We start from the raw sequence: 18,224 nt of genomic DNA on the forward strand, positions 1-18,224 counted from the left end.
TAGGCATCCACTGCTTTGGTGTTTGTGTTTGTTCTTCGCGATGTTTGTGACGCCAACTTTTGTGCTGTGGGTTTGGAAAAGCCAGCCGGTTGCAGTTCTGATTGCTTTTGTTGCATCGGCACTTCTGTTCTTGCCCGGAATTCTAATTGCTGGTTTCGAGTTTTTGCGGCCTGCTGTGTTTCAGATGCGCGATAGAATTCAGAGAGAAAAAACTCAGGACCTCATTTACAAACGCAATTGCGGGTTTTGGAAGTGGTGGTGAGCAGTTGGTTTGGCTGCTAAGCGCGGCTTGATGCTTTGACCTGACGTAGGGCGGGCTTCAGCCCGCCATGTGCGATGGGTGGGTGCCGGGCTGAAGCCCGGCCTACGTTCGGACTACACCGATATGTTAAGTGACAGGGCGGAATGCCCCGTTAGGGTCGGGCGCATGATCTGTCGATTGCTCTGCCTTCTCCTGCTTATGACCGCGCCTGCCTTTGCCATGGGTCCCTGGAAAACCGAATGCCACGGCGATATTGCCTGTGGTCTCGGTGACCGCTCGTATCACGTTCTTGAACCTGATGGCTGGGATGGTGAAACACCTCTGCCGGTGCTGCTGCATTTCCATGGCTGGTCCCGGCAGGGCGCCGTGGTCGTGAACCACGAACGGATTGCCGGGGCCACGAAGCGTCGGGGTGTGCTGCTGGTGGCCCCGAACGGTTTGGGCAAAAGCTGGGATTTCTGGTCCGCAAGCTCGGATGATGTGCCTTTTGCCGACCGGGTGCTTGAGGATATCGCCAGGCGCTATCCGATAGACCCGACCCGCATCTATGTATCAGGCTATTCCTTTGGCAGTGCGATGGCGTGGCGCTTTGTCTGCGAAACCGGCGATGATATCGCGGCACTGCTGGGTGTGGCGGGAACACTCCGCCAGACCGAGACCTGCCCGCAAGCCCCGCGAGAGGCGCGGCATGTCCATGGGACAGATGACACGGTAATGGATTTCCCGTTTGGTCCGGGTGGCGACATGACATACCCGGTGGCGCTGTGGCGTGAGAAATATGGCTGCGGTGCAGCGACTCCGCGCGGTGATTGGAGTGTGGAACCGTTCCTGACGCTCAGACGAGTGGAATGGACCGATTGCGCGCAGGGGCAGGTGACGCTGGACACGCATCCCGGTGGGCATTTCATCCCCCATGGCTGGATCGGATGGCAGCTGGATGAGCTTTTGGGCCGCACCCCCACCTATCCGTGACGCGCAGAGCTTGCACCCCGGCGCATTCTTTGCCATTGCCTGTGCCGACTGGATGTTTGCCAAAAAAGGCCCCGTGCAATGAAATTCACTCTGTCCTGGCTGAAAGACCACCTCGACACTGATGCTTCGGTTGATGAAATCGCCGAGGCGCTGACCGATCTCGGGCTTGAGGTCGAAGAGATCGTGAACCCGGCCGAACGGCTGGCAGGTTTTACACTGGGCTATGTGAAACACGCCGAAAAACACCCCGACGCAGACAAGCTGCGCGTTTGCAAGGTCGATACGGACGAGGGCGAGCTACAGATCATCTGCGGTGCGCCCAATGCGCGTGAAGGGATCACCGTCGTGGTCTGCAAACCGGGCATGTACATCCCTGGCCTGGACCTGACCATCAGCGTCGGCAAGATCCGCGGTATCGAGAGCTTTGGCATGATGGCGTCCGAGCGTGAGCTGGAGCTGTCGGATGAACATGACGGCATCATCGAACTGCCCTCGGGCGAAGTGGGTGATACATTCGTGGACTGGCTTGCAGAAAACGACCCATCCAAAGTCGACCCGATGATCGAAATCGCGATCACTCCGAACCGTCCGGATGCGCTGGGGGTTGAAGGGATTGCGCGCGATCTGGCCGCGCGTGGAATTGGCACGTTGAAGCAGCGTGATTATACGCCTGCTCCGGGTGATTTCGAGTGTCCGATCAAGGTGTCAATCGAAGAAGACACGCTGGACGGAGCGCCGCATTTCACCGGTCGTCTGATCCGTGGCGTGAAGAATGGCCCCAGCCCGCAATGGCTGCAGGATCAGTTGAAGGCCATAGGTCTGCGTCCGATCTCGGCGCTGGTGGATATCACCAATTACATGACCTACGATCACAACCGCCCGTTGCACGTGTTCGACGCCGACAAGGTGCAGGGCAACCTGCGGGTGCACCGCGCCAAAGGCGGAGAGACGCTGGTCGCGCTGGATGAAAAAGAATACACGCTGCAACCCGGAATGATGGTGATTTCGGATGACAAAGGCCCGGAATCGATTGCGGGCATCATGGGCGGTGAGGAAACCGGATGTACCGAGGAAACGGTAAACGTTTTCCTCGAAAGCGCGTTCTGGGATCATGTGCAAATCGCGCTCACAGGCCGTGCGCTCAAGATCAATTCCGACGCGCGCTATCGGTTCGAGCGCGGTGTTGACCCGGAATACACCCGCGAGGGGCTGGAACACGCGACCCAGATGATTCTGGATATCTGCGGCGGAGAAGCCTCCAACGTGGTTGAGGCTGGCAAAGCGCCGAACCATGCGCGCGCCTACAAGCTGAATGCGGAAAGGGTGCAGTCTCTGGTCGGGATGGATATTCCCGAAAGCGAACAGCGACAGACCCTGACCCGTCTGGGCTTTCGTCTGGAAGGCGAGATGGCCCATGTCCCCAGCTGGCGCCCAGATATCCTGGGCGAGGCTGATCTGGTGGAAGAGGTCGCGCGGATTGCTTCCTTGACCAAGCTGCAAGGCCGGCCGTTGCCGCGCGTGACCGAGGGGATACCGAAACCGGTGATGACCCCGGCGCAGCGCCGTCAGTCCATGGCGCGCCGTACCTGCGCGGCGCTGGGTTATAACGAATGCGTCAGTTATACGTTCATTGATCAGGCTTCGGCGGCTTTGTTCGGTGGTGGCGATACTACGACCATGCTGGAAAACCCGATCTCATCCGAGATGAGCCATATGCGCCCCGATCTGCTGCCCGGCCTGTTGCAGGCTGCCGCCCGCAATCAGGCGCGCGGATTCGCGGACGTCGCCCTGTTCGAGGTCGGTCCGGTCTTTCACAATGGCGAGCCGGGTGATCAGAAAACCCAGATCACCGGCCTGCTGGTTGGACGTTCGGGCCCCAAGGATGTGCACGGTGCTGCGCGTCCGGTGGATGTGTTCGATGCCAAGGCTGATGTCGAGGCTGTACTGGCCGCCATTGGTGCGCCCGAAAAGGTTCAGATTTTGCGCGACGGCGAACCATGGTGGCATCCGGGTCGCCATGGCAAAATCTGTCTGGGTCCGAAAAAAGTACTGGGTGTCTTCGGAGAACTGCATCCGCGCGTTTTGCAGGCGATGGACATAAAAGGTCCGGCAATGGCGTTCACCATCTGGCCGGACGAAGTGCCTTTGCCCCGCAAATCCGGTGCCACTCGCGCTGCGCTGGAACTACGCGACTTGCAGGCGGTCGAGCGTGATTTTGCCTTTGTCGTCGATGCCGATGTCGAAGCGCTGACGTTGGTGAACGCAGCCGCGGGTGCCGACAAGGCGCTGGTCGAGAGCGTGCGTGTCTTTGACGAATTCATCGGCGGCAGCCTTGGCGAAGGCAAAAAGTCTCTTGCCATTACCGTGCGCCTGCAACCGACCGAGGCGACGCTGAAGGAAAAAGACATCGAAGCCGTGGCCGAGAAGATCATTGCCAAGGTCGCTAAGGCGACGGGCGGAGTTCTGCGCGGTTAGAGCTCTGAGGCTCCAATGGAAAGCGCGCCTTCGGGCGCGTTTTTTATTTGGACAGGAACTTGGTCAGTAAGTCATAGACCAGCCGGATGCGGCGGCTGGTGTGCAACTCGCGATGCGTGGTCAACCAGATCGGAAATGTGATAGCCTCCATCCCGGGGCACACACGCTCCATACCTGGCGTCGCATCGCCGACGGTCTGCGACATGGGCGCGATGCCAAAGCCTTGTTTGGCGTATTCCCAAGCCACTATTCCGTTCTGAGACCCAAGCCGGAAATTCTCGTTGGTCAGGTGAATGCCAAGCGGCTTCAGATAGGCGATCATCTGATTGTTGTCGCCAAAGCTGATGAACTCATGCCGTGAAAGGTCCTGCTTTGATTTTGGGCGTCCCGCACGGTTGAGATACTCTGTGGTTGCATAGAAATGCCCCGACGCCTCCTGTACCAGCTTGGCGATTAGGTCGGGTTGATCAGGACGGACATGGCGGATCGCGATATCTGCCTCGCGCCGCATAAGATCCTGAATATCGTTTGAGGCAATCACGTCAATCCGCAGGCGCGGGGCTTGCGCCCGGATTTCGCGCAGCAGGTCGGGCAAGACATAGGCCGACATCACGTCACTGGCGGTGATGCGAACCCGGCCTTCAATGGATTGTGCCTGTCCGGATGCCGTCAGCGCGATGCGGTTGGCGGCGTCCCCCATTTTGCGAGTATGATCCAGCAGCTCCAATCCGGCCTGAGTGATCTCAAGGGTTCTGCCAACCCGTTCAAACAGCATCACGCCCAAGTCCTGTTCAAGCGCTGCTATCTGGCGACTCAGGGTAGGCTGCGTTTGCCGCAGCTGCCGTGCCGCCGCGGAAAATGACCCAGTTTCAGCCGTCGCCAGAAAGGCCCGGATGTGGTTCCAATCAAAATCGCCAAACTCATTCATACAAAAATGTATAGTAAACCTGCAAAATTCGGCAATTTATATTCGGTCTGCGCATGAATAAATTCTCGCCGAAAGGAGACTCCTCAATGACCACCACTGCGAAATTCTGGGATGGAGTGGCCGAGAAATATGCCCGCTCGCCCATAAAAGACATGGCTTCGTACGAGCACACGCTGGAACGGACAGCGTCTTACCTGAAGAAATCCGATGATGTTCTGGAACTTGGGTGCGGCACAGGCATGACTGCGCTGAAGCTGTGCGGATATGTAGGATCTATCACTGCAACCGATGTGTCCCCCGGTATGTTGGCCGTTGGACGTCGAAACGCCGCTTCGCAAAGCATCGAAAACGTCACCTTTACCGAGGCTGATGCAAATCGACCGCCTGAGGGTTCTTTTGATGCGGCGCTGGCATTCAATCTTTTGCATCTGGTCGAAGATCTGGATCTGACATTGAGCCGAGTACATTCGGTCCTTAGACCCGGCGGACTGTTTATTTCGAAAACATTTTGCCGACCGTCCAGCGCGGCGAGCCTGAAGTATTACGCTATTCGTCTCGCGCTTCCGATCATGCAGTTCTTTGGTAAGGCTCCGTTTGTGCGATTCCTGTCTGAGGCGGATCTTGATGCGGCCATTGAACACGCCGGGTTCCGCATCATCGAGAGCGACAGTTTCCCCGTACGTGACGCTCGCCGATTCCTAGTGGCTCGCAAAATGTAGGGGTTTTTCCGGAATTCGCGTTGGGCTTTGGGTGTGGGACCCTTAAATTGGTCGGAAACAACAGCGGAGTTTGCCATGGGCCTGAACGTTTATCTTTCCGGAGAAATCCACACTGACTGGCGTGAGCAGATCATCGATGGGGCGCAAGGCTTGGACGTGACCTTCAACAGCCCTGTTACTGATCACGCGGCCAGTGATGATTGTGGTGTGGCCATTCTTGGGGCCGAGCCGAACAAGTATTGGCACGACCACAAGGGAGCGATGGTCAATGCGATCCGGACCCGCAAGGGGATTGCAGATGCGGATGTTGTCGTCGTCAGGTTTGGCGACAAATACAAGCAGTGGAACGCCGCCTTTGACGCGGGTTATGCTGCAGCATTGGGCAAGTCGATCATCGTTCTGCATGGCTCGGATCACCAGCACGCGCTGAAAGAGGTTGATGCCGCCGCGTTGGCTGTGGCGGAAGAACCCGTTCAGGTGGTCGAAATTCTACGTTACGTGCTGACAGGCGCTCTGCCCGGCTGATCGATAAAAGGGGCGCCGGTTTGGCGCCCCATTTCTTTTAACTGTTATCAGTCTCGTGCGGGTATGGCTTTGCCGCGCTGAACCGCTGGGCGTTGGAAGAAACGATCGACATAAGCGACGACATTGGAATAACCGTCCCAGTCAACAACATCCTTAGCGCCATAGAAATCCAGTGCATTCAGCCACGGAGCAAGAGCGATATCCGCGATGGAATACTCGCCCGCGATCCAATCCTGTCCTTCCAGTTGCGTATTCACCACGTTCAGCAGGCGCTTGGCTTCGTTGATGTAACGCTCGCGCGGGCGCGGATCTTCTATCGCGCTGCCTGCGAATTTGTAGAAAAAGCCTAGCTGGCCAAACATTGGCCCGATGCCGCCCATTTGAAACATCAGCCATTGTGTGATCCGGTGCTTGTCTGCCGCGTTTTGGCCAAGGAACTTACCTGTTTTCTCGGCCAGATACAGAAGGATGGCACCGCTTTCGAACAGGGCCAGCGGCACGCCATCCGGACCGTCGGGGTCGATTATCGCCGGGATCTTGTTGTTCGGGTTCAGCGACAGGAACTCGGAGCTTTTGACATCCGCATCTGCCAGTGTCACCAGATGCGCCTCATAGGGCAGGCCGGTTTCCTCAAGCATGATCGAGGCTTTTACGCCGTTTGGCGTTGGATAGGAGTAAAGTTGAAGGATGCTGGGATCCTTCGCAGGCCATCTGTCGGTTACGAAAAAAGGCGTAAGTTGAGACATGAAACCTCCTGAGTAATGCCGTTTGGGGAAAAGTAGGGTGGCTTTCCCCTAAAAAACATACCCTTCTTCATGCGTTTAACGCACAATTCCTATGCGCTCATGCGTGAACAGAGGCGTGGTCTTAAAAAAGCAAGAGGGATGCTATGCTGGAAGAATTCAAGACGTTCATTGCCAAGGGCAATGTCATGGACATGGCGGTCGGGATCATTATCGGTGCCGCATTTACCGCAATTGTTACCTCGTTGGTGGGCGACCTGATCAATCCGCTTATTGGATTGTTCACAGGGGGTATCGACTTTACGAACAACTACGCCGTTCTGGCAGGCGATGTGGCCGAAGGTGCCAGCCTTGAAGCGGCACGTGAAGCAGGCGCATCCGTCTTTGCCTATGGTGCTTTCATAATGGCGATCATCAATTTCCTGATCATCGCCTGGGTTGTCTTCATGCTGGTAAAGATGGTGAACAAGGTCAAAGACGCTGCCGAAGCAGAGGAAGAAGCGGCTGAAGAAGCCCCCACAGGTCCTAGCGAATTGGACATCCTGATGGAAATCCGGGACGCTTTGAAGAAGTAGACCTGTCGTTTCGTCGCGACATCGGGCTCCGCACCAATCGCGGAGCCTGTATTATTAGAATTGCCGAACAGAAAACACGAGGAAATTCGAGATGGAACAAACCGCCGACTTGGCTGAGCAGGCGATTGGTATGGCCAATCAATACTTGCCCATTGCCTTGAATGCAGCGAAAGCTCTGATCGTTCTTGTTTTGGGTTGGATCGCCGCCCGAACGATTGCGGGTGTAGTACGCCGCCGGATCAACAAAACACCACAGATCGACCCGACACTTGGGAATTTTGCCGCCAGTGTGATCAAGTGGGCAATTCTGGCCATAGTTCTGGTCGCCGTTCTGGGGATCTTCGGGATAGAAGCCACCAGTATCGTCGCTATTCTGGGTGCTGCCTCGCTGGCTGTCGGGTTGGCACTTCAGGGTACGCTGAGTGATCTTGCGGCCGGTGTGATGTTGGTGGTTTTCCGGCCCTACAAGCTTGGACAGTATGTGGATATCGGTGGCACGGCAGGAACCGTTATGGACCTGAGCCTGTTCACGACCGAGCTTGTGACCCCCGACAACGTTCAGATCATTGTTCCAAACGGTCAGGCATGGGGGTCGATCATCACCAATTATTCTGCCCATGACACACGACGTGTCGATCTGGTGTTTGGAATTGATTACGGGGACAGCGCAGATACCGCCATGCAGATCATTCTGGATGTGGCCAAGGCCGACCAGCGAATTCACAGCGACCCTGAACCCTGGGTGCGGGTCACGAATCTGGGTGACAGCTCGGTCGATCTGACTGCGCGGCTATGGTGTGCGGCAGCCGATTACTGGGACGTCAAGTTCGAGCTTACGAAAGTGGTGAAAGAGGCGTTTGACGCCAAAGGTGTTTCGATTCCGTATCCACATTCGGTCGAAATTCAAAAACAGGGGTGACGGCTGGCGCTCAATGATCTGACAGTCTTTCATACCGTCCGCGTATTGAAAAGGGCACCGCGTAGAAACGCGGTGCCCTTTTTTGTGAAAGCCGTCGGTTCGGTACCGAACGCGCCACCCTGAGAATTACCATCACCAGGCAACTTCAGGATAGGAGGCACTTACGATTTGACCACCACATTTGGCGAAACGACGTCGATGCCAAGGGCCTTGCCAACGGCATAGTAGGTCAGTTTGCCAGCATGAACGTTCAGACCTTCCAGCAAGTGCGGATCGTCCTGACATGCCTGTTTCCATCCCTTGTCGGCCAGCGACAGCATGAACGGCATCGTGGCATTGCCCAGTGCGATGGTCGAGGTGCGCGCAACAGCGCCCGGCATGTTGGCCACACAGTAGTGCATGATACCATCGACATTGTAGATCGGGTCGGCATGGGTGGTGGCTTTTGACGTTTCAAAGCACCCGCCTTGGTCGATGGCGACATCCACCAGTACTGCGCCGGGTTTCATCGTCGACAGTTGAGCACGCGACACCAGTTTCGGTGCGGCTGCGCCGGGGATCAGAACAGCACCGATGACCATATCAGCGTCCTGGATCAGTTCAGCGGTGGCGCCCGCTGTCGAATACTGGTTCTTGAAGGTTCCGCCAAAGACATCGTCCAGATAGCGTAGACGCGGCAGCGACCGATCCAGAACGGTGACATCAGCCCCCATTCCGGCGGCAATCTTGGCCGCATGTGTCCCGACGACGCCGCCGCCAATCACAACTACTTTGGCCGGGCCAACGCCGGGAACGCCGCCCATCAGAACCCCACGGCCACCATTGGCCTTCTGCAAGGTCCAGGATCCAACCTGAGGTGCCAGCCGACCGGCGACCTCGGACATGGGTGCCAGCAGCGGCAGACCGCCGTTAGCATCCGTTACGGTCTCATAGGCGATTGCGGTACAGCCCGACTCCAGCAGGTCGTGCGTCTGATCCGGGTCCGGAGCCAGGTGCAGATAGGTGAACAGCAACTGCCCTTCACGCAGCATCTTGCGTTCAACCGCCTGAGGTTCCTTGACCTTGACGATCATGTCAGCGGTGGCAAACACCTCTTCTGCGGTGTCAACGATTTGCGCGCCTGCTGCAACATAGGCGTCATTGTCGAAACCTGCGCCGATGCCTGCACCGGATTCGATCAGGACTTGGTGTCCGCGTGCAACCGCTTCCTGAGCGGCATTGGGCGTCATCCCGACGCGGAATTCCTGAGGTTTGATTTCCTTGGGGCAACCGATTTTCATTGGGCTCTCCGTTCATAAGCTGCTTAAATTATGTGCATTTCGTGGCGCAATTTCTGTGAAAGAAAACGTGCTAATGGACTTTTCTTTGGAAGAATTTCCCGTACTATTCAAAAAACTCGCAAAGGAATTGCAGGAATGAGCCTGGACACGACCGATCGAAAGATTCTGGCCGCACTTCAGAAGAATGGCCGGATGTCGAATTCCGAGTTGTCTGAACAGGTCAACCTGTCTCCGTCTGCGTGCCACCGCCGCGTTCAACGGTTGGAGGTTGACGGCTATATCCGCAACTACGTGGCTCTGCTGGATGCGCGGAAAATGAACGTGCCAACCACCGTTTTTGTCGAAATCACGTTACAAGGTCAGGCCGAAGAGGTTCTGGATGTGTTCGAAAAGGCGGTGGCCCGAATACCGGATGTGCTGGAGTGTCACCTGATGGCAGGTACCGCAGATTACATTCTGAAAGTTGTGGCGGAAAATACAGAAGATTTCGCGCGTATCCACCGGCAATACCTGTCGCGCTTGCCGGGGGTGGCGCAGATGCAAAGCTCATTTGCGTTGCGTACCGTGTTCAAGACCACGGCCTTGCCGGTCTGACCGTCATAATGAGCCGGGATAGGTGAACAGCAGCAGGTGGGTCAGGTTAAACCCGAAATGCATCGCAACAGGCACCCAGAGCCGACCGGTAGCATAATATCCCAACCCGCACCCCAGCCCGAGAAGGGCTGCGAATACTACAAGCGCGGGTCCTCCGCCAATATGCGCCAATCCAAACAGCAGGCTGGCGGAGACCAGACCGCCTGTTACTCCAAGGCGCGAGGTAATGGCCGACTGCAAGTAGCCGCGAAAGAACGCCTCTTCCGTAAGACAAGTCAGAAACAGGTTGGACAGGCAAAATACCATCCACCAATAAGGGGTTGAGAGGTCCAAGCGCACCGCGCCCAGCGATAGACCCAGCAGAAACAGGCCAGGCAAAATCAGCAAACCCGCTAGCAAAGGTCTTATTCTGGTCTGGATTGCGCTGTTCAGCATTCCGGGCCTGGCCAGAAGAACAGCAAAGAAGACCATGGGTTTGTCCAGATTCAGGTGCAGTGTGAAACTTGTGCTGAAAACACTTGCCTGCACCTGATCCAGCAGTTTCAAATTGTTGAACCCTGGGAACAGATGTGCCCCCAATGCCAGGCACCACAGGATCAACAGCGTATGCCCTGCGATAGCGAGCAGACCTGTCTGGCGTGGGAGGAAGAAGGCCACGATCAGACCAAGCGCCACCGCCACGATTGCTGTCGGTGACATCAGCCCGGCAACCCAAGCAACACTGACGAACAGAACCAGCAGGGCAAACGCAAGGCCAGTTCGACGCACCATCGCCGCGACTTGCGCTGTGATCAGGATCAGCCAGGGCCAGATGACAGGCAATGTCGAAAAGAATAACGTCACGGCGTTCTCGTCTGAATTGTGGACCCAGTCATGCCGCACAAAAACAAGGCAATGCAAGCAACTAGAAAGCGCGCGACTGATGCCTTGTGTCAATTCTTGTGCTTGTATCCTTTGGGCCAGACGTACACATTCGGGTAAAAGACCATATACCCGTCCAGACGCTTATTTCCGATTGAGACTGCTGCAACGGATCGGCTTCAATTTACCTGGTGACATCAGGCGGTTACACAGGCCCGATATGGTTCGAACCCGATGACTGAGAAGGAGCTGATCTTGGCTTACGAAAACGATGGGGGCACCAAGAACTGGCTTGAGGCCGAGTTGGAAGACACGCTGGACGAAGATTTCGAGATCGAGTTCAGCGAGCCTATGCTGTCGATGGAAGTCCGCAAAATCTATCGGGACCAGCACCCCGAAATGCTGGATCGCAAGGTCTATTTCCGAAACCTGCTGCGATTGCAGGCCGAGTTGATCAAGGTGCAGGATTGGGTGCAGCACACTGGTGCCAAGGTTTGTATCCTGTTTGAAGGCCGTGACAGTGCGGGCAAGGGGGGCGTGATCAAACGGATCACGCAGCGTCTGAACCCCCGTGTCGCCCGTGTGGTTGCCCTGCCAGCGCCCAGTCGCCGCGAGCAGAGCCAATGGTACTTTCAACGCTACGTGCCGCATCTGCCTGCGGCCGGTGAAATCGTGTTGTTCGACCGCTCGTGGTACAACCGGGCAGGGGTTGAACGTGTGATGGGCTTTGCGTCCGAGGACCAGGTTGAACAGTTCTTTCAGGACGTTCCCGAATTTGAACGGATGCTGGTCCGGTCAGGGATCATTCTGCTGAAATACTGGTTTTCGATCACGGATGAAGAGCAGCAACTGCGGTTCCTCATGCGTATTCACGACCCGATGAAACAGTGGAAACTGTCACCGATGGATCTTGAATCCCGTATTCGCTGGGAGGCGTATACGAAGGCCAAGGAAGACATGTTGTTCCGAACCAACATACCCGAAGCACCTTGGTATATCGTTGAGGGCAATGACAAGAAACGCGAACGTCTGAATTGTATTGAGCATCTGTTGACCAGAATCCCCTACGAAGACGTGCCACAGGAAAAGGTCAATTTGCCGGACCGGCGGTACAATCCTGAATACGAGCGGCGGGTTTTGCCAGACGAGCTTTACGTTCCAAAGATCTACTGAGCAACGCATGCGAGGTCGGCAGGGCCGACCTCGCACAATTTCAAGTGATCAGGCTGCATCCATCATGCAGTCATGGGTGAAGATATTGATCATGAAGACATCGCAGCCATCGTCTTCGGCTGTTTCGGTGTCGACAGGCTCAATCTCGGTCTCCGGGGTGGTATCTAGGGTCGGCATGATATCGACGTCGTCGACATCTGCCACATCAGTGCCGCCATTCATGTCGTCGGCCCAATCAAACTCGTCAAACTGCGCTTGCAGGTTTTCAAGGAAGCTGGCGATTTCATCCAGGAAGGCCTGAATGTCAAAGCAGAAGGCTTCCGGCTCACCGCCATCCACGACTTCGGTATCGGGCGTTTCAGGTTGCGGTTCCCCGGTTTCGGTTACGTCAGTATCCGGCGCTTCAGGTTCCGGTTCTTCAGTTTCGGTTACGTCAGTGTCCGGTGTTTCGGGTGTTGGTTCCTCGGTACCGGGGGTTTCAGGTTCCGGTTCTTCCGTCTCTGTGACGTCGGTGTCTGGTGTCTCGGGTGTCGGCTCCTCGGTTTCGGGGGTCTCAGTCCCAGGCTCTTCGGTCTCGGTGACGTCAGTATCCGGGGTTTCGGTTTCCGGTTCCTCGGGCTCTGCAACTTCATCCGGTGTTGTCGGGGGAACGGGCGGCGCGTTTGTATTGCCGTTGTCCAGCATGACAGCCGCGTCGGTTGCGGCAAAGTTTTGCGTAACCATCACCGCATCGAAGCCCTGCATGTCACCGGTTTCGATCCCGATCCCGATATATTTGAAATCCGGGTTTAGGATATTGGCGCGGTGACCCGGACTGTTCATCAGGTTTTGATGCAACTGGGCGACATCGTCGCTGATACCCGGCGCGCCGCGTTCGGACTGCCATGCGATGTTTTCCCCGGTGCGCCAGCTTCCTTCAAGATCGAACCCCGCGTTTTGCATCCGCTGGGTTGCGCTGGAACCGCCTGAACCGGTGTGGCTGAAGGTGTCTGTATTCAGCATCCAGGTGCTGTGATCTTCGGACGAGTCGTTCAGCTGCGTTTCAAGTTGCAGCGGGGTGAGACCGCGGGACGTGCGCTCCTGGTTTATCAGCGCCAGCATCTCGCGTTCGTATGTACTTGCAGTCGACATATTTGCCTCCGTTTGTGTTTGTGTCCTTGCGGACGGGCTCACTTAGAGGCGGGGACGTCGCGGGTGATAGAGGGCGGCGCAATTCAGGCGAGTTTTGGCGGCCCGATGCTACCGAGACGAGATTCGCTGCGCTGCAAAGCGCCGGGCAAAACACTGCCTGTACGGAAATGGCAGCTTGCCGCACAACCTGAACCACGAGTCGGCGGATTGTATCCGAGCCCTGAAACGACAAACCCCCGGGCCATGCCTCGGGGGTCGTCAAATAGTGTCATCCAAAGCTGGACGAAATCAAAGATCTCAGAGCAGACCTTCGCGCTGGGCTTTCTTGCGCGCCAGTTTACGGGCACGGCGAATCGCTTCAGCTTTCTCGCGCGCTTTCTTCTCGGACGGTTTCTCGAAATGTTGCTTGAGCTTCATTTCACGGAACACGCCTTCGCGCTGCAGCTTTTTCTTCAGGGCACGAAGCGCCTGATCGACGTTATTGTCGCGAACACTAACCTGCATGTGGTTGTCACCACCTTTCTAGATAGAGTTGCAAGGAAATTGCAGGAGTTGGCCGTATAGCAAAGCCGCCCTAACTTGTCTAGTACTGGACCTGACAACCGGAGAACTGTCATGACCACCACATATGAAGATGCAAAACGGCAGCTTTTGGACGCGATGCTGAACCATGTTCCTTTCGACGGCTGGTCGGAAACCAGCTTTCGCGCCTCGGTTTCCGATTGTGGTCTGGATGACGGTTTGGCACGTGCAATTTGCCCGCGCGGGGCGGTTGATCTGGCACTGGCCTTTCATGCGCGCGGCGATCAGGTGATGCTGGACCGCCTCAGGTCCGAGGACATGAGCGGGCTAAAACTTCGCGACAAGATTGCCGCTGCGGTCCGGTTCCGGTTGCAGGCTGTTGAAGACAAAGAGCTGGTGCGCCGGGGCATGACGCTGTTTTCCCTGCCAGCGTATGCGACCGATGGGGCCAAGGCCTTATGGCAGACCTGCGACCTGATATGGGACGCACTGGGCGATACGTCGGAAGATGTGAACTGGTATACCAAACGGGCAACCTTGTCGGGGGTCTATTCCTCGACCTTGCTGTTCTGGCTGGGTGATGACAGCCCTGACCATCAGCGCACGTGGGAGTTTCTGGATCGCCGGATCGCAAATGTCATGGAGTTCGAAAAGCTCAAGGCTCAGGTGCGTGACAACCCGGTCTTGAAACCCTTTCTTGCAGTTCCAAACTGGCTGGCGGGTCAGGTGAGGGCGCCGGCCAAGATGCGGGATGATCTGCCTGGCATGTTGAACCCCCGAAAGTAACGCGTCTTGGTGCTGGGCCTTGCCTCTGATGCCTGTTAGGCATTGGGCAAAGGAGGTGCCTATGACCCAGATGATGCGTGCTGTTGAGATCTCTCAACCGGGTGGTCCCAATGTTTTGCAGCTGACCGAACGTCCTATCCCTAAGCCGGGGGCCGGACAGGTTGTATTGAAAGTGGCCTATGCCGGGGTGAACCGCCCCGACGCTTTGCAACGCGCGGGCGCTTACGATCCGCCGCCGGGCGCCAGTGACCTGCCGGGGCTTGAAGCTTCGGGCGAAGTGGTCTCGGTCGGTGCGGGGGTCGAAGGACTGTCTGTCGGTGATCAGGTCTGCGCACTGCTGCCCGGCGGTGGCTATGCGGAATACGTTTCGACCCCAGCGGCTCATTGTTTGCCTGTGCCCGCGGGTATGGGAATGAAAGAGGCAGCGTGTCTGCCCGAGACCTTCTTTACAGTCTGGTCCAACGTGTTCATGCGTGGCGGGTTGAGGGCAGGTGAACGTTTTCTGGTTCACGGTGGGTCCAGCGGTATTGGTACGACGGCAATCCAACTGGCCAATGCCTTTGGCGCGCGCGTTTTCGCCACGGCTGGGTCGGATGAGAAATGTGAGGCTTGCATCAAGCTGGGCGCCGAAAAAGCGATCAACTATCGCGACGAGGATTTCGTAGCAGCCATGCGCGCCGAAGGTGGGGCAAACCTGATCCTCGATATGGTCGGAGGTGATTACATCCCCCGCAACGTCAAGGCCCTGGCCGAAGATGGGCGGCTGGTGCAAATCGCGTTTCTGCAAGGGCCTGTGATCGAGCTGAACTTTGCCCTGATGATGGTCAAGCGCCTGACCCTGACCGGCAGCACATTGCGCCCACAAAGTGATCTGGCCAAGGCGCAAATCGCGCAGGACCTGCGCGAAGCTGTCTGGCCTCTGTTGGATGCCGGAAAAGTTGCGCCCGTGATGGACAGCGAGTTTGATCTGACCGAGGCCGCCGCCGCCCATGCGCGCATGGAAAGCTCGGGTCATATCGGCAAGATTGTTCTGAAGATCGCGGGTTGAGTTTAGAATGCGCGGGCGTCTCCCGCGCGTTCACGCAACGGCGCGGCGATACAGATGCCACGTGGCATGACCCAGAACGGGCATCACCACGATAAGCCCCAACAGCAGTGGCAAAGCCCCCAGGAACAAAAGCACCGCTACGATGAATCCCCAGGTCAGAATGACGCCGGGGTTGTGACGCAGCACCCTGAATGATGTCACAACAGCAACCGGCAGGCCTACTTTACGGTCCAGCAGCAAGGGAAAACTGACGACGCTGATCGCCAGTGCGCAAAGCGCAAAAACGAATCCAACCGCTGTTCCAACAATGACCATCGTCCAGCCCGCGGAGGTCGTGAACACCTGCGTGGCAAATGCGCTGAGCGACGCTGGAACCTCGAGGCCCATCGTGTAGGTGTGAATGCTTTGTGCCACCATCAGCCAAAGCAGCAGCAGCATCACAAGGTAAAACCCCAAAACCAGAATTGCTCCGAATGACGGCGAGCGGAGCACACCAAATGCGTCCAGCCAGTGAACCTCGCTGCCCTGTTCACGCTTGCGGCTGATCTCATAGAGGCCCACGGCCGCAACTGGCCCGATCAGCGCGAAGCCAGCGACCAGAGGGGCCAGAAGCGGAACCAGGTTGGCATTCAGGGCAAAGCCGAACATCAAAAGCCCGGCAACCGGGTATACCAGGACAATGAACACCACATCCGCTCGGGTTTCGAGAAAATCCTGATACCCCGCCCTCAGGCAGGCGCGTAGGTCTTGCAGGGTCAAGGTCTGCACCATTGGCACTTGCGTTGGATCTGCACTGCCAAGTTGCGAGACGCTTTCTGTAACGTGGTCACCTGTGGCGCCCAGAGCCTGGGCCGCCCAGCTGATCGGGTTTCCGATTGTCTTAGCCATTTCTTCACCCTTCCCTGGCGAGACTTGCGCCGCGGAACGGATCCGGCATTCAGTTACCCGTGGCCGGCCCAACCGGCAACGCCATGCCTCAGTATAACATAAATTTTCGAAATCTGGATCAATACTCCGGCATCGGACGGATTGCCCTGTGTCACAGTCATGTTAGCTTGATGGCAGGCAAGAGGAGGTCAGGATGCAGAAAACAGCGAAAACGGTTGTGATTCACGAATTTGGTGGGCCTGAGGTTTTGCGGATCGAAGACAGGCCTGTAGGTGACCCCGGTCCGGGTGAGATACGTATTCGGCATCAGGCCTGCGGGTTGAACTTCATCGACGTATATCAACGCACCGGCCTGTATCCCCTTGATCTTCCCCATGCTTTAGGCATGGAAGCGGCGGGAACCGTTGAGGCGGTTGGGGATGGGGTGACCCACCTTCAGCCGGGGCAGCGGGCCGCTTACGCCGCAGCCCCGCCCGGTGCTTATTGTGAGGCGCGCGTGATGCCCGCTGCGCAGGTTTGCCCGCTACCGGATGGCATCACATTCGAAGCCGGTGCAGCGATGATGCTGAAAGGTCTGACGGTTGAATACCTATTTCACCGGACCACACCATTGAAACGGGGTGATACGGTCCTGTTCCATGCGGCAGCTGGCGGGGTCGGGCTGATCGCATGCCAATGGGCTAAATCCGAAGGCATCACCTTGATCGGAACGGCGGGGAGTGACGAGAAATGCAGCCTTGCGCGGTTTAACGGGGCCGCGCATTGCATCAATTACAGGTCCGAGAATTTCGCAGAACGCGTGGCTGAGATTACAAAGGGTCAGGGCGTAGACGTGGTGATGGACTCGGTCGGAGCGGACACGTTCGAAGGATCACTGGATTGCCTGAAACCGCTGGGCATGATGATTTCCTTCGGCAACGCCTCGGGCCCGGTTCCACGGTTCAACCTTGGGGTTCTGGGCCAGAAAGGCTCGCTCAAGATCACCCGGCCCACGTTGTTTACTCATATCGCGGATCATGCGGTGTGTCAGGCAATGGCACGTCGCCTGTTTGGCAAAGTCGAGGGGGGTGAGGTCAAAGTCCATGTCGATCAGCGTTTTGCCTTGGATCAGGTTGCTGATGCGCATCGTGCGCTTGAGGCGCGGCAAACGACTGGCAGCACAATTCTGGACCTGTAACTCTGGACCTGTAACGCAGTATCCAAACGATATTGCCCATTGAATTGGGACACTTGATGCGCTGAATGGGAAGGGCAAGAGGTCTTCAATAACATACGGCGGCGGAAAACCCGCCGCCGCTGTGCCTGAAATAATTAGGTTTTACTGCGATTGCAGCTCTGCCGGGGATTTTTCAGCAATCGTTTCCCAGTTTGCGCTCGCGCTTTCGATGAAACCCGGGATGTCGCCTTCCCAGCGCTCCTGAATGTCTTTGGACAGGTTCAGATACAGCTTGTTGTCAACGATCTTCCAGTGGTTCGGGTCGCCGTCGAATTTAAAGCCCATGGCCGCGCCGAAGGCACAATAGCCGCCATATGCGGGCAGATATGCATCAGGATTGGCTTCAAAGGCTACTTTGTTTTCTTCCGACGAAAACCGGTACAGTGCATCATCGTGCAATGCAGTAATGCGGTAATCGCCCTTGGTCGCTTCGCCAGCGGTGAAGTACGCCACCGGATCATAGCCCTGCATGGCCAGACCAGTCGAGCTTGCGTTGATTTCGACGCCAGCCGCCAGTGCGGAGGTTGCCAACGTGACAGACAGTGCCACGCCACTGATCAGAGATTTAAACTTGTTCATTGCTTCACCTTTCGTGAAATGAGCCCGT

Annotated in this window: 19 protein-coding genes; 11 read left to right on the plus strand and 8 right to left on the minus strand. The window is 56.8% G+C overall.

The features are described from left to right. The first annotated feature begins 427 nt into the window (after nucleotides 1–427). Nucleotides 428–1,234 carry a CE1 family esterase gene (locus ACR0BF_RS08315; protein ID WP_480624663.1) on the plus strand — a complete coding sequence of 269 codons (807 nt, stop codon included), beginning with the start codon at nucleotides 428–430 and terminating at the stop codon, nucleotides 1,232–1,234. 78 nt (nucleotides 1,235–1,312) lie between these two features. Further along, nucleotides 1,313–3,709, plus strand: coding sequence for a phenylalanine--tRNA ligase subunit beta (gene pheT / locus ACR0BF_RS08320; RefSeq protein WP_480624664.1), 2,397 nt, complete (start codon nucleotides 1,313–1,315; stop codon nucleotides 3,707–3,709). Nucleotides 3,710–3,752: 43 nt separating this feature from the next. Here the strand turns inward: pheT and ACR0BF_RS08325 are convergent, their stop codons facing one another. Further along, entirely contained in the window at nucleotides 3,753–4,637 is an 885-nt protein-coding gene (locus ACR0BF_RS08325; protein WP_480554257.1) for a LysR family transcriptional regulator, read from the minus strand. 86 nt (nucleotides 4,638–4,723) lie between these two features. Here ACR0BF_RS08325 and ACR0BF_RS08330 point away from each other — a divergent pair, with 86 nt between their 5' ends. Both ACR0BF_RS08330 and ACR0BF_RS08335 read left to right on the plus strand, forming a co-directional pair. Then, nucleotides 4,724–5,356, plus strand: a complete 633-nt coding sequence (locus ACR0BF_RS08330) for a class I SAM-dependent methyltransferase (protein ID WP_480624665.1) — start codon at nucleotides 4,724–4,726, stop codon at nucleotides 5,354–5,356. Between the two features lie 75 nt (nucleotides 5,357–5,431). Beyond that, complete coding sequence (locus tag ACR0BF_RS08335; protein ID WP_480494371.1) at nucleotides 5,432–5,881, plus strand: YtoQ family protein; 450 nt, start codon at nucleotides 5,432–5,434, stop codon at nucleotides 5,879–5,881. A 47-nt stretch (nucleotides 5,882–5,928) separates the two neighbouring features. Here ACR0BF_RS08335 and ACR0BF_RS08340 read toward each other — a convergent pair whose 3' ends face one another. After that, nucleotides 5,929–6,627: a glutathione S-transferase N-terminal domain-containing protein gene (locus ACR0BF_RS08340; RefSeq protein ID WP_480624666.1), complete on the minus strand. Its 699-nt coding sequence runs from the start codon at nucleotides 6,625–6,627 to the stop codon at nucleotides 5,929–5,931. A gap of 143 nt (nucleotides 6,628–6,770) precedes the next feature. Between ACR0BF_RS08340 and mscL the strand changes: the two genes are divergently transcribed. Beyond that, nucleotides 6,771–7,199 carry a large conductance mechanosensitive channel protein MscL gene (gene mscL / locus ACR0BF_RS08345; protein WP_480474950.1) on the plus strand — a complete coding sequence of 143 codons (429 nt, stop codon included), beginning with the start codon at nucleotides 6,771–6,773 and terminating at the stop codon, nucleotides 7,197–7,199. 130 nt (nucleotides 7,200–7,329) lie between these two features. After that, a complete protein-coding gene (locus tag ACR0BF_RS08350) occupies nucleotides 7,330–8,118 on the plus strand; it encodes a mechanosensitive ion channel family protein (RefSeq protein WP_480624757.1) in 789 nt (262 codons plus the stop codon). A 161-nt stretch (nucleotides 8,119–8,279) separates the two neighbouring features. Here the strand turns inward: ACR0BF_RS08350 and ald are convergent, their stop codons facing one another. Continuing rightward, the gene (ald, locus tag ACR0BF_RS08355) at nucleotides 8,280–9,398 is read right to left on the minus strand and encodes an alanine dehydrogenase (protein ID WP_480554253.1); all 1,119 of its coding nucleotides are present in this window, start codon (nucleotides 9,396–9,398) and stop codon (nucleotides 8,280–8,282) included. Nucleotides 9,399–9,533: 135 nt separating this feature from the next. Between ald and ACR0BF_RS08360 the strand changes: the two genes are divergently transcribed. Further along, nucleotides 9,534–9,992, plus strand: coding sequence for an Lrp/AsnC family transcriptional regulator (locus tag ACR0BF_RS08360; RefSeq protein WP_209506641.1), 459 nt, complete (start codon nucleotides 9,534–9,536; stop codon nucleotides 9,990–9,992). A gap of 3 nt (nucleotides 9,993–9,995) precedes the next feature. Here the strand turns inward: ACR0BF_RS08360 and ACR0BF_RS08365 are convergent, their stop codons facing one another. Continuing rightward, a complete protein-coding gene (locus tag ACR0BF_RS08365; RefSeq protein WP_480622967.1) occupies nucleotides 9,996–10,835 on the minus strand; it encodes a CPBP family intramembrane glutamic endopeptidase in 840 nt (279 codons plus the stop codon). 252 nt (nucleotides 10,836–11,087) lie between these two features. On the opposite strand from ACR0BF_RS08365, the gene ppk2 reads away from it, so the two are divergent. Further along, nucleotides 11,088–12,026, plus strand: a complete 939-nt coding sequence (gene ppk2 / locus ACR0BF_RS08370; RefSeq protein ID WP_267365547.1) for a polyphosphate kinase 2 — start codon at nucleotides 11,088–11,090, stop codon at nucleotides 12,024–12,026. A 48-nt stretch (nucleotides 12,027–12,074) separates the two neighbouring features. Here the strand turns inward: ppk2 and ACR0BF_RS08375 are convergent, their stop codons facing one another. Both ACR0BF_RS08375 and rpsU read right to left on the minus strand, forming a co-directional pair. Then, nucleotides 12,075–13,157 carry a CAP domain-containing protein gene (locus tag ACR0BF_RS08375; RefSeq protein ID WP_480624667.1) on the minus strand — a complete coding sequence of 361 codons (1,083 nt, stop codon included), beginning with the start codon at nucleotides 13,155–13,157 and terminating at the stop codon, nucleotides 12,075–12,077. 297 nt (nucleotides 13,158–13,454) lie between these two features. Continuing rightward, complete coding sequence (gene rpsU / locus ACR0BF_RS08380) at nucleotides 13,455–13,661, minus strand: 30S ribosomal protein S21 (RefSeq protein WP_005614280.1); 207 nt, start codon at nucleotides 13,659–13,661, stop codon at nucleotides 13,455–13,457. Between the two features lie 111 nt (nucleotides 13,662–13,772). Between rpsU and ACR0BF_RS08385 the strand changes: the two genes are divergently transcribed. Together ACR0BF_RS08385 and ACR0BF_RS08390 are read left to right on the plus strand one after the other, a co-directional pair. Beyond that, nucleotides 13,773–14,465 (plus strand): COQ9 family protein, encoded by a 693-nt coding sequence (locus ACR0BF_RS08385; protein WP_480624668.1) that lies wholly within the window; start codon nucleotides 13,773–13,775, stop codon nucleotides 14,463–14,465. A 61-nt stretch (nucleotides 14,466–14,526) separates the two neighbouring features. After that, nucleotides 14,527–15,513, plus strand: a complete 987-nt coding sequence (locus tag ACR0BF_RS08390) for an NAD(P)H-quinone oxidoreductase (RefSeq protein WP_480474960.1) — start codon at nucleotides 14,527–14,529, stop codon at nucleotides 15,511–15,513. A gap of 30 nt (nucleotides 15,514–15,543) precedes the next feature. Here ACR0BF_RS08390 and ACR0BF_RS08395 read toward each other — a convergent pair whose 3' ends face one another. Continuing rightward, the gene (locus ACR0BF_RS08395; protein WP_480604666.1) at nucleotides 15,544–16,401 is read right to left on the minus strand and encodes a DUF2189 domain-containing protein; all 858 of its coding nucleotides are present in this window, start codon (nucleotides 16,399–16,401) and stop codon (nucleotides 15,544–15,546) included. A gap of 193 nt (nucleotides 16,402–16,594) precedes the next feature. Between ACR0BF_RS08395 and ACR0BF_RS08400 the strand changes: the two genes are divergently transcribed. Then, on the plus strand, nucleotides 16,595–17,578 hold the full coding sequence (locus ACR0BF_RS08400) for a quinone oxidoreductase family protein (RefSeq protein WP_480624669.1): 984 nt from the start codon (nucleotides 16,595–16,597) through the stop codon (nucleotides 17,576–17,578). Nucleotides 17,579–17,719: 141 nt separating this feature from the next. On the opposite strand, the gene ACR0BF_RS08405 is transcribed toward ACR0BF_RS08400, so the two are convergent. Continuing rightward, nucleotides 17,720–18,196 (minus strand): YHS domain-containing (seleno)protein, encoded by a 477-nt coding sequence (locus tag ACR0BF_RS08405; RefSeq protein WP_480486578.1) that lies wholly within the window; start codon nucleotides 18,194–18,196, stop codon nucleotides 17,720–17,722. Between the last annotated feature and the right edge of the window lie 28 nt (nucleotides 18,197–18,224).

The sequence above is a fragment of the Ruegeria sp. AG7 genome (assembly GCF_056541545.1).

Coding starts and splice junctions, on each gene's coding strand:
- ACR0BF_RS08405 (WP_480486578.1), bottom strand. CDS start 18,196: ATGAACAAGTTTAAATCTCTGATCAGTGGCGTGGCACTGTCTGTCACG.
- ACR0BF_RS08400 (WP_480624669.1), top strand. CDS start 16,595: ATGCAGAAAACAGCGAAAACGGTTGTGATTCACGAATTTGGTGGGCCT.
- ACR0BF_RS08395 (WP_480604666.1), bottom strand. CDS start 16,401: ATGGCTAAGACAATCGGAAACCCGATCAGCTGGGCGGCCCAGGCTCTG.
- ACR0BF_RS08330 (WP_480624665.1), top strand. CDS start 4,724: ATGACCACCACTGCGAAATTCTGGGATGGAGTGGCCGAGAAATATGCC.
- ald (WP_480554253.1), bottom strand. CDS start 9,398: ATGAAAATCGGTTGCCCCAAGGAAATCAAACCTCAGGAATTCCGCGTC.
- ACR0BF_RS08340 (WP_480624666.1), bottom strand. CDS start 6,627: ATGTCTCAACTTACGCCTTTTTTCGTAACCGACAGATGGCCTGCGAAG.
- ACR0BF_RS08350 (WP_480624757.1), top strand. CDS start 7,330: ATGGCCAATCAATACTTGCCCATTGCCTTGAATGCAGCGAAAGCTCTG.
- ACR0BF_RS08385 (WP_480624668.1), top strand. CDS start 13,773: ATGACCACCACATATGAAGATGCAAAACGGCAGCTTTTGGACGCGATG.
- ACR0BF_RS08360 (WP_209506641.1), top strand. CDS start 9,534: ATGAGCCTGGACACGACCGATCGAAAGATTCTGGCCGCACTTCAGAAG.
- ACR0BF_RS08315 (WP_480624663.1), top strand. CDS start 428: ATGATCTGTCGATTGCTCTGCCTTCTCCTGCTTATGACCGCGCCTGCC.
- ACR0BF_RS08325 (WP_480554257.1), bottom strand. CDS start 4,637: ATGAATGAGTTTGGCGATTTTGATTGGAACCACATCCGGGCCTTTCTG.
- mscL (WP_480474950.1), top strand. CDS start 6,771: ATGCTGGAAGAATTCAAGACGTTCATTGCCAAGGGCAATGTCATGGAC.
- ppk2 (WP_267365547.1), top strand. CDS start 11,088: ATGACTGAGAAGGAGCTGATCTTGGCTTACGAAAACGATGGGGGCACC.
- ACR0BF_RS08390 (WP_480474960.1), top strand. CDS start 14,527: ATGACCCAGATGATGCGTGCTGTTGAGATCTCTCAACCGGGTGGTCCC.
- ACR0BF_RS08375 (WP_480624667.1), bottom strand. CDS start 13,157: ATGTCGACTGCAAGTACATACGAACGCGAGATGCTGGCGCTGATAAAC.
- rpsU (WP_005614280.1), bottom strand. CDS start 13,661: ATGCAGGTTAGTGTTCGCGACAATAACGTCGATCAGGCGCTTCGTGCC.
- pheT (WP_480624664.1), top strand. CDS start 1,313: ATGAAATTCACTCTGTCCTGGCTGAAAGACCACCTCGACACTGATGCT.
- ACR0BF_RS08335 (WP_480494371.1), top strand. CDS start 5,432: ATGGGCCTGAACGTTTATCTTTCCGGAGAAATCCACACTGACTGGCGT.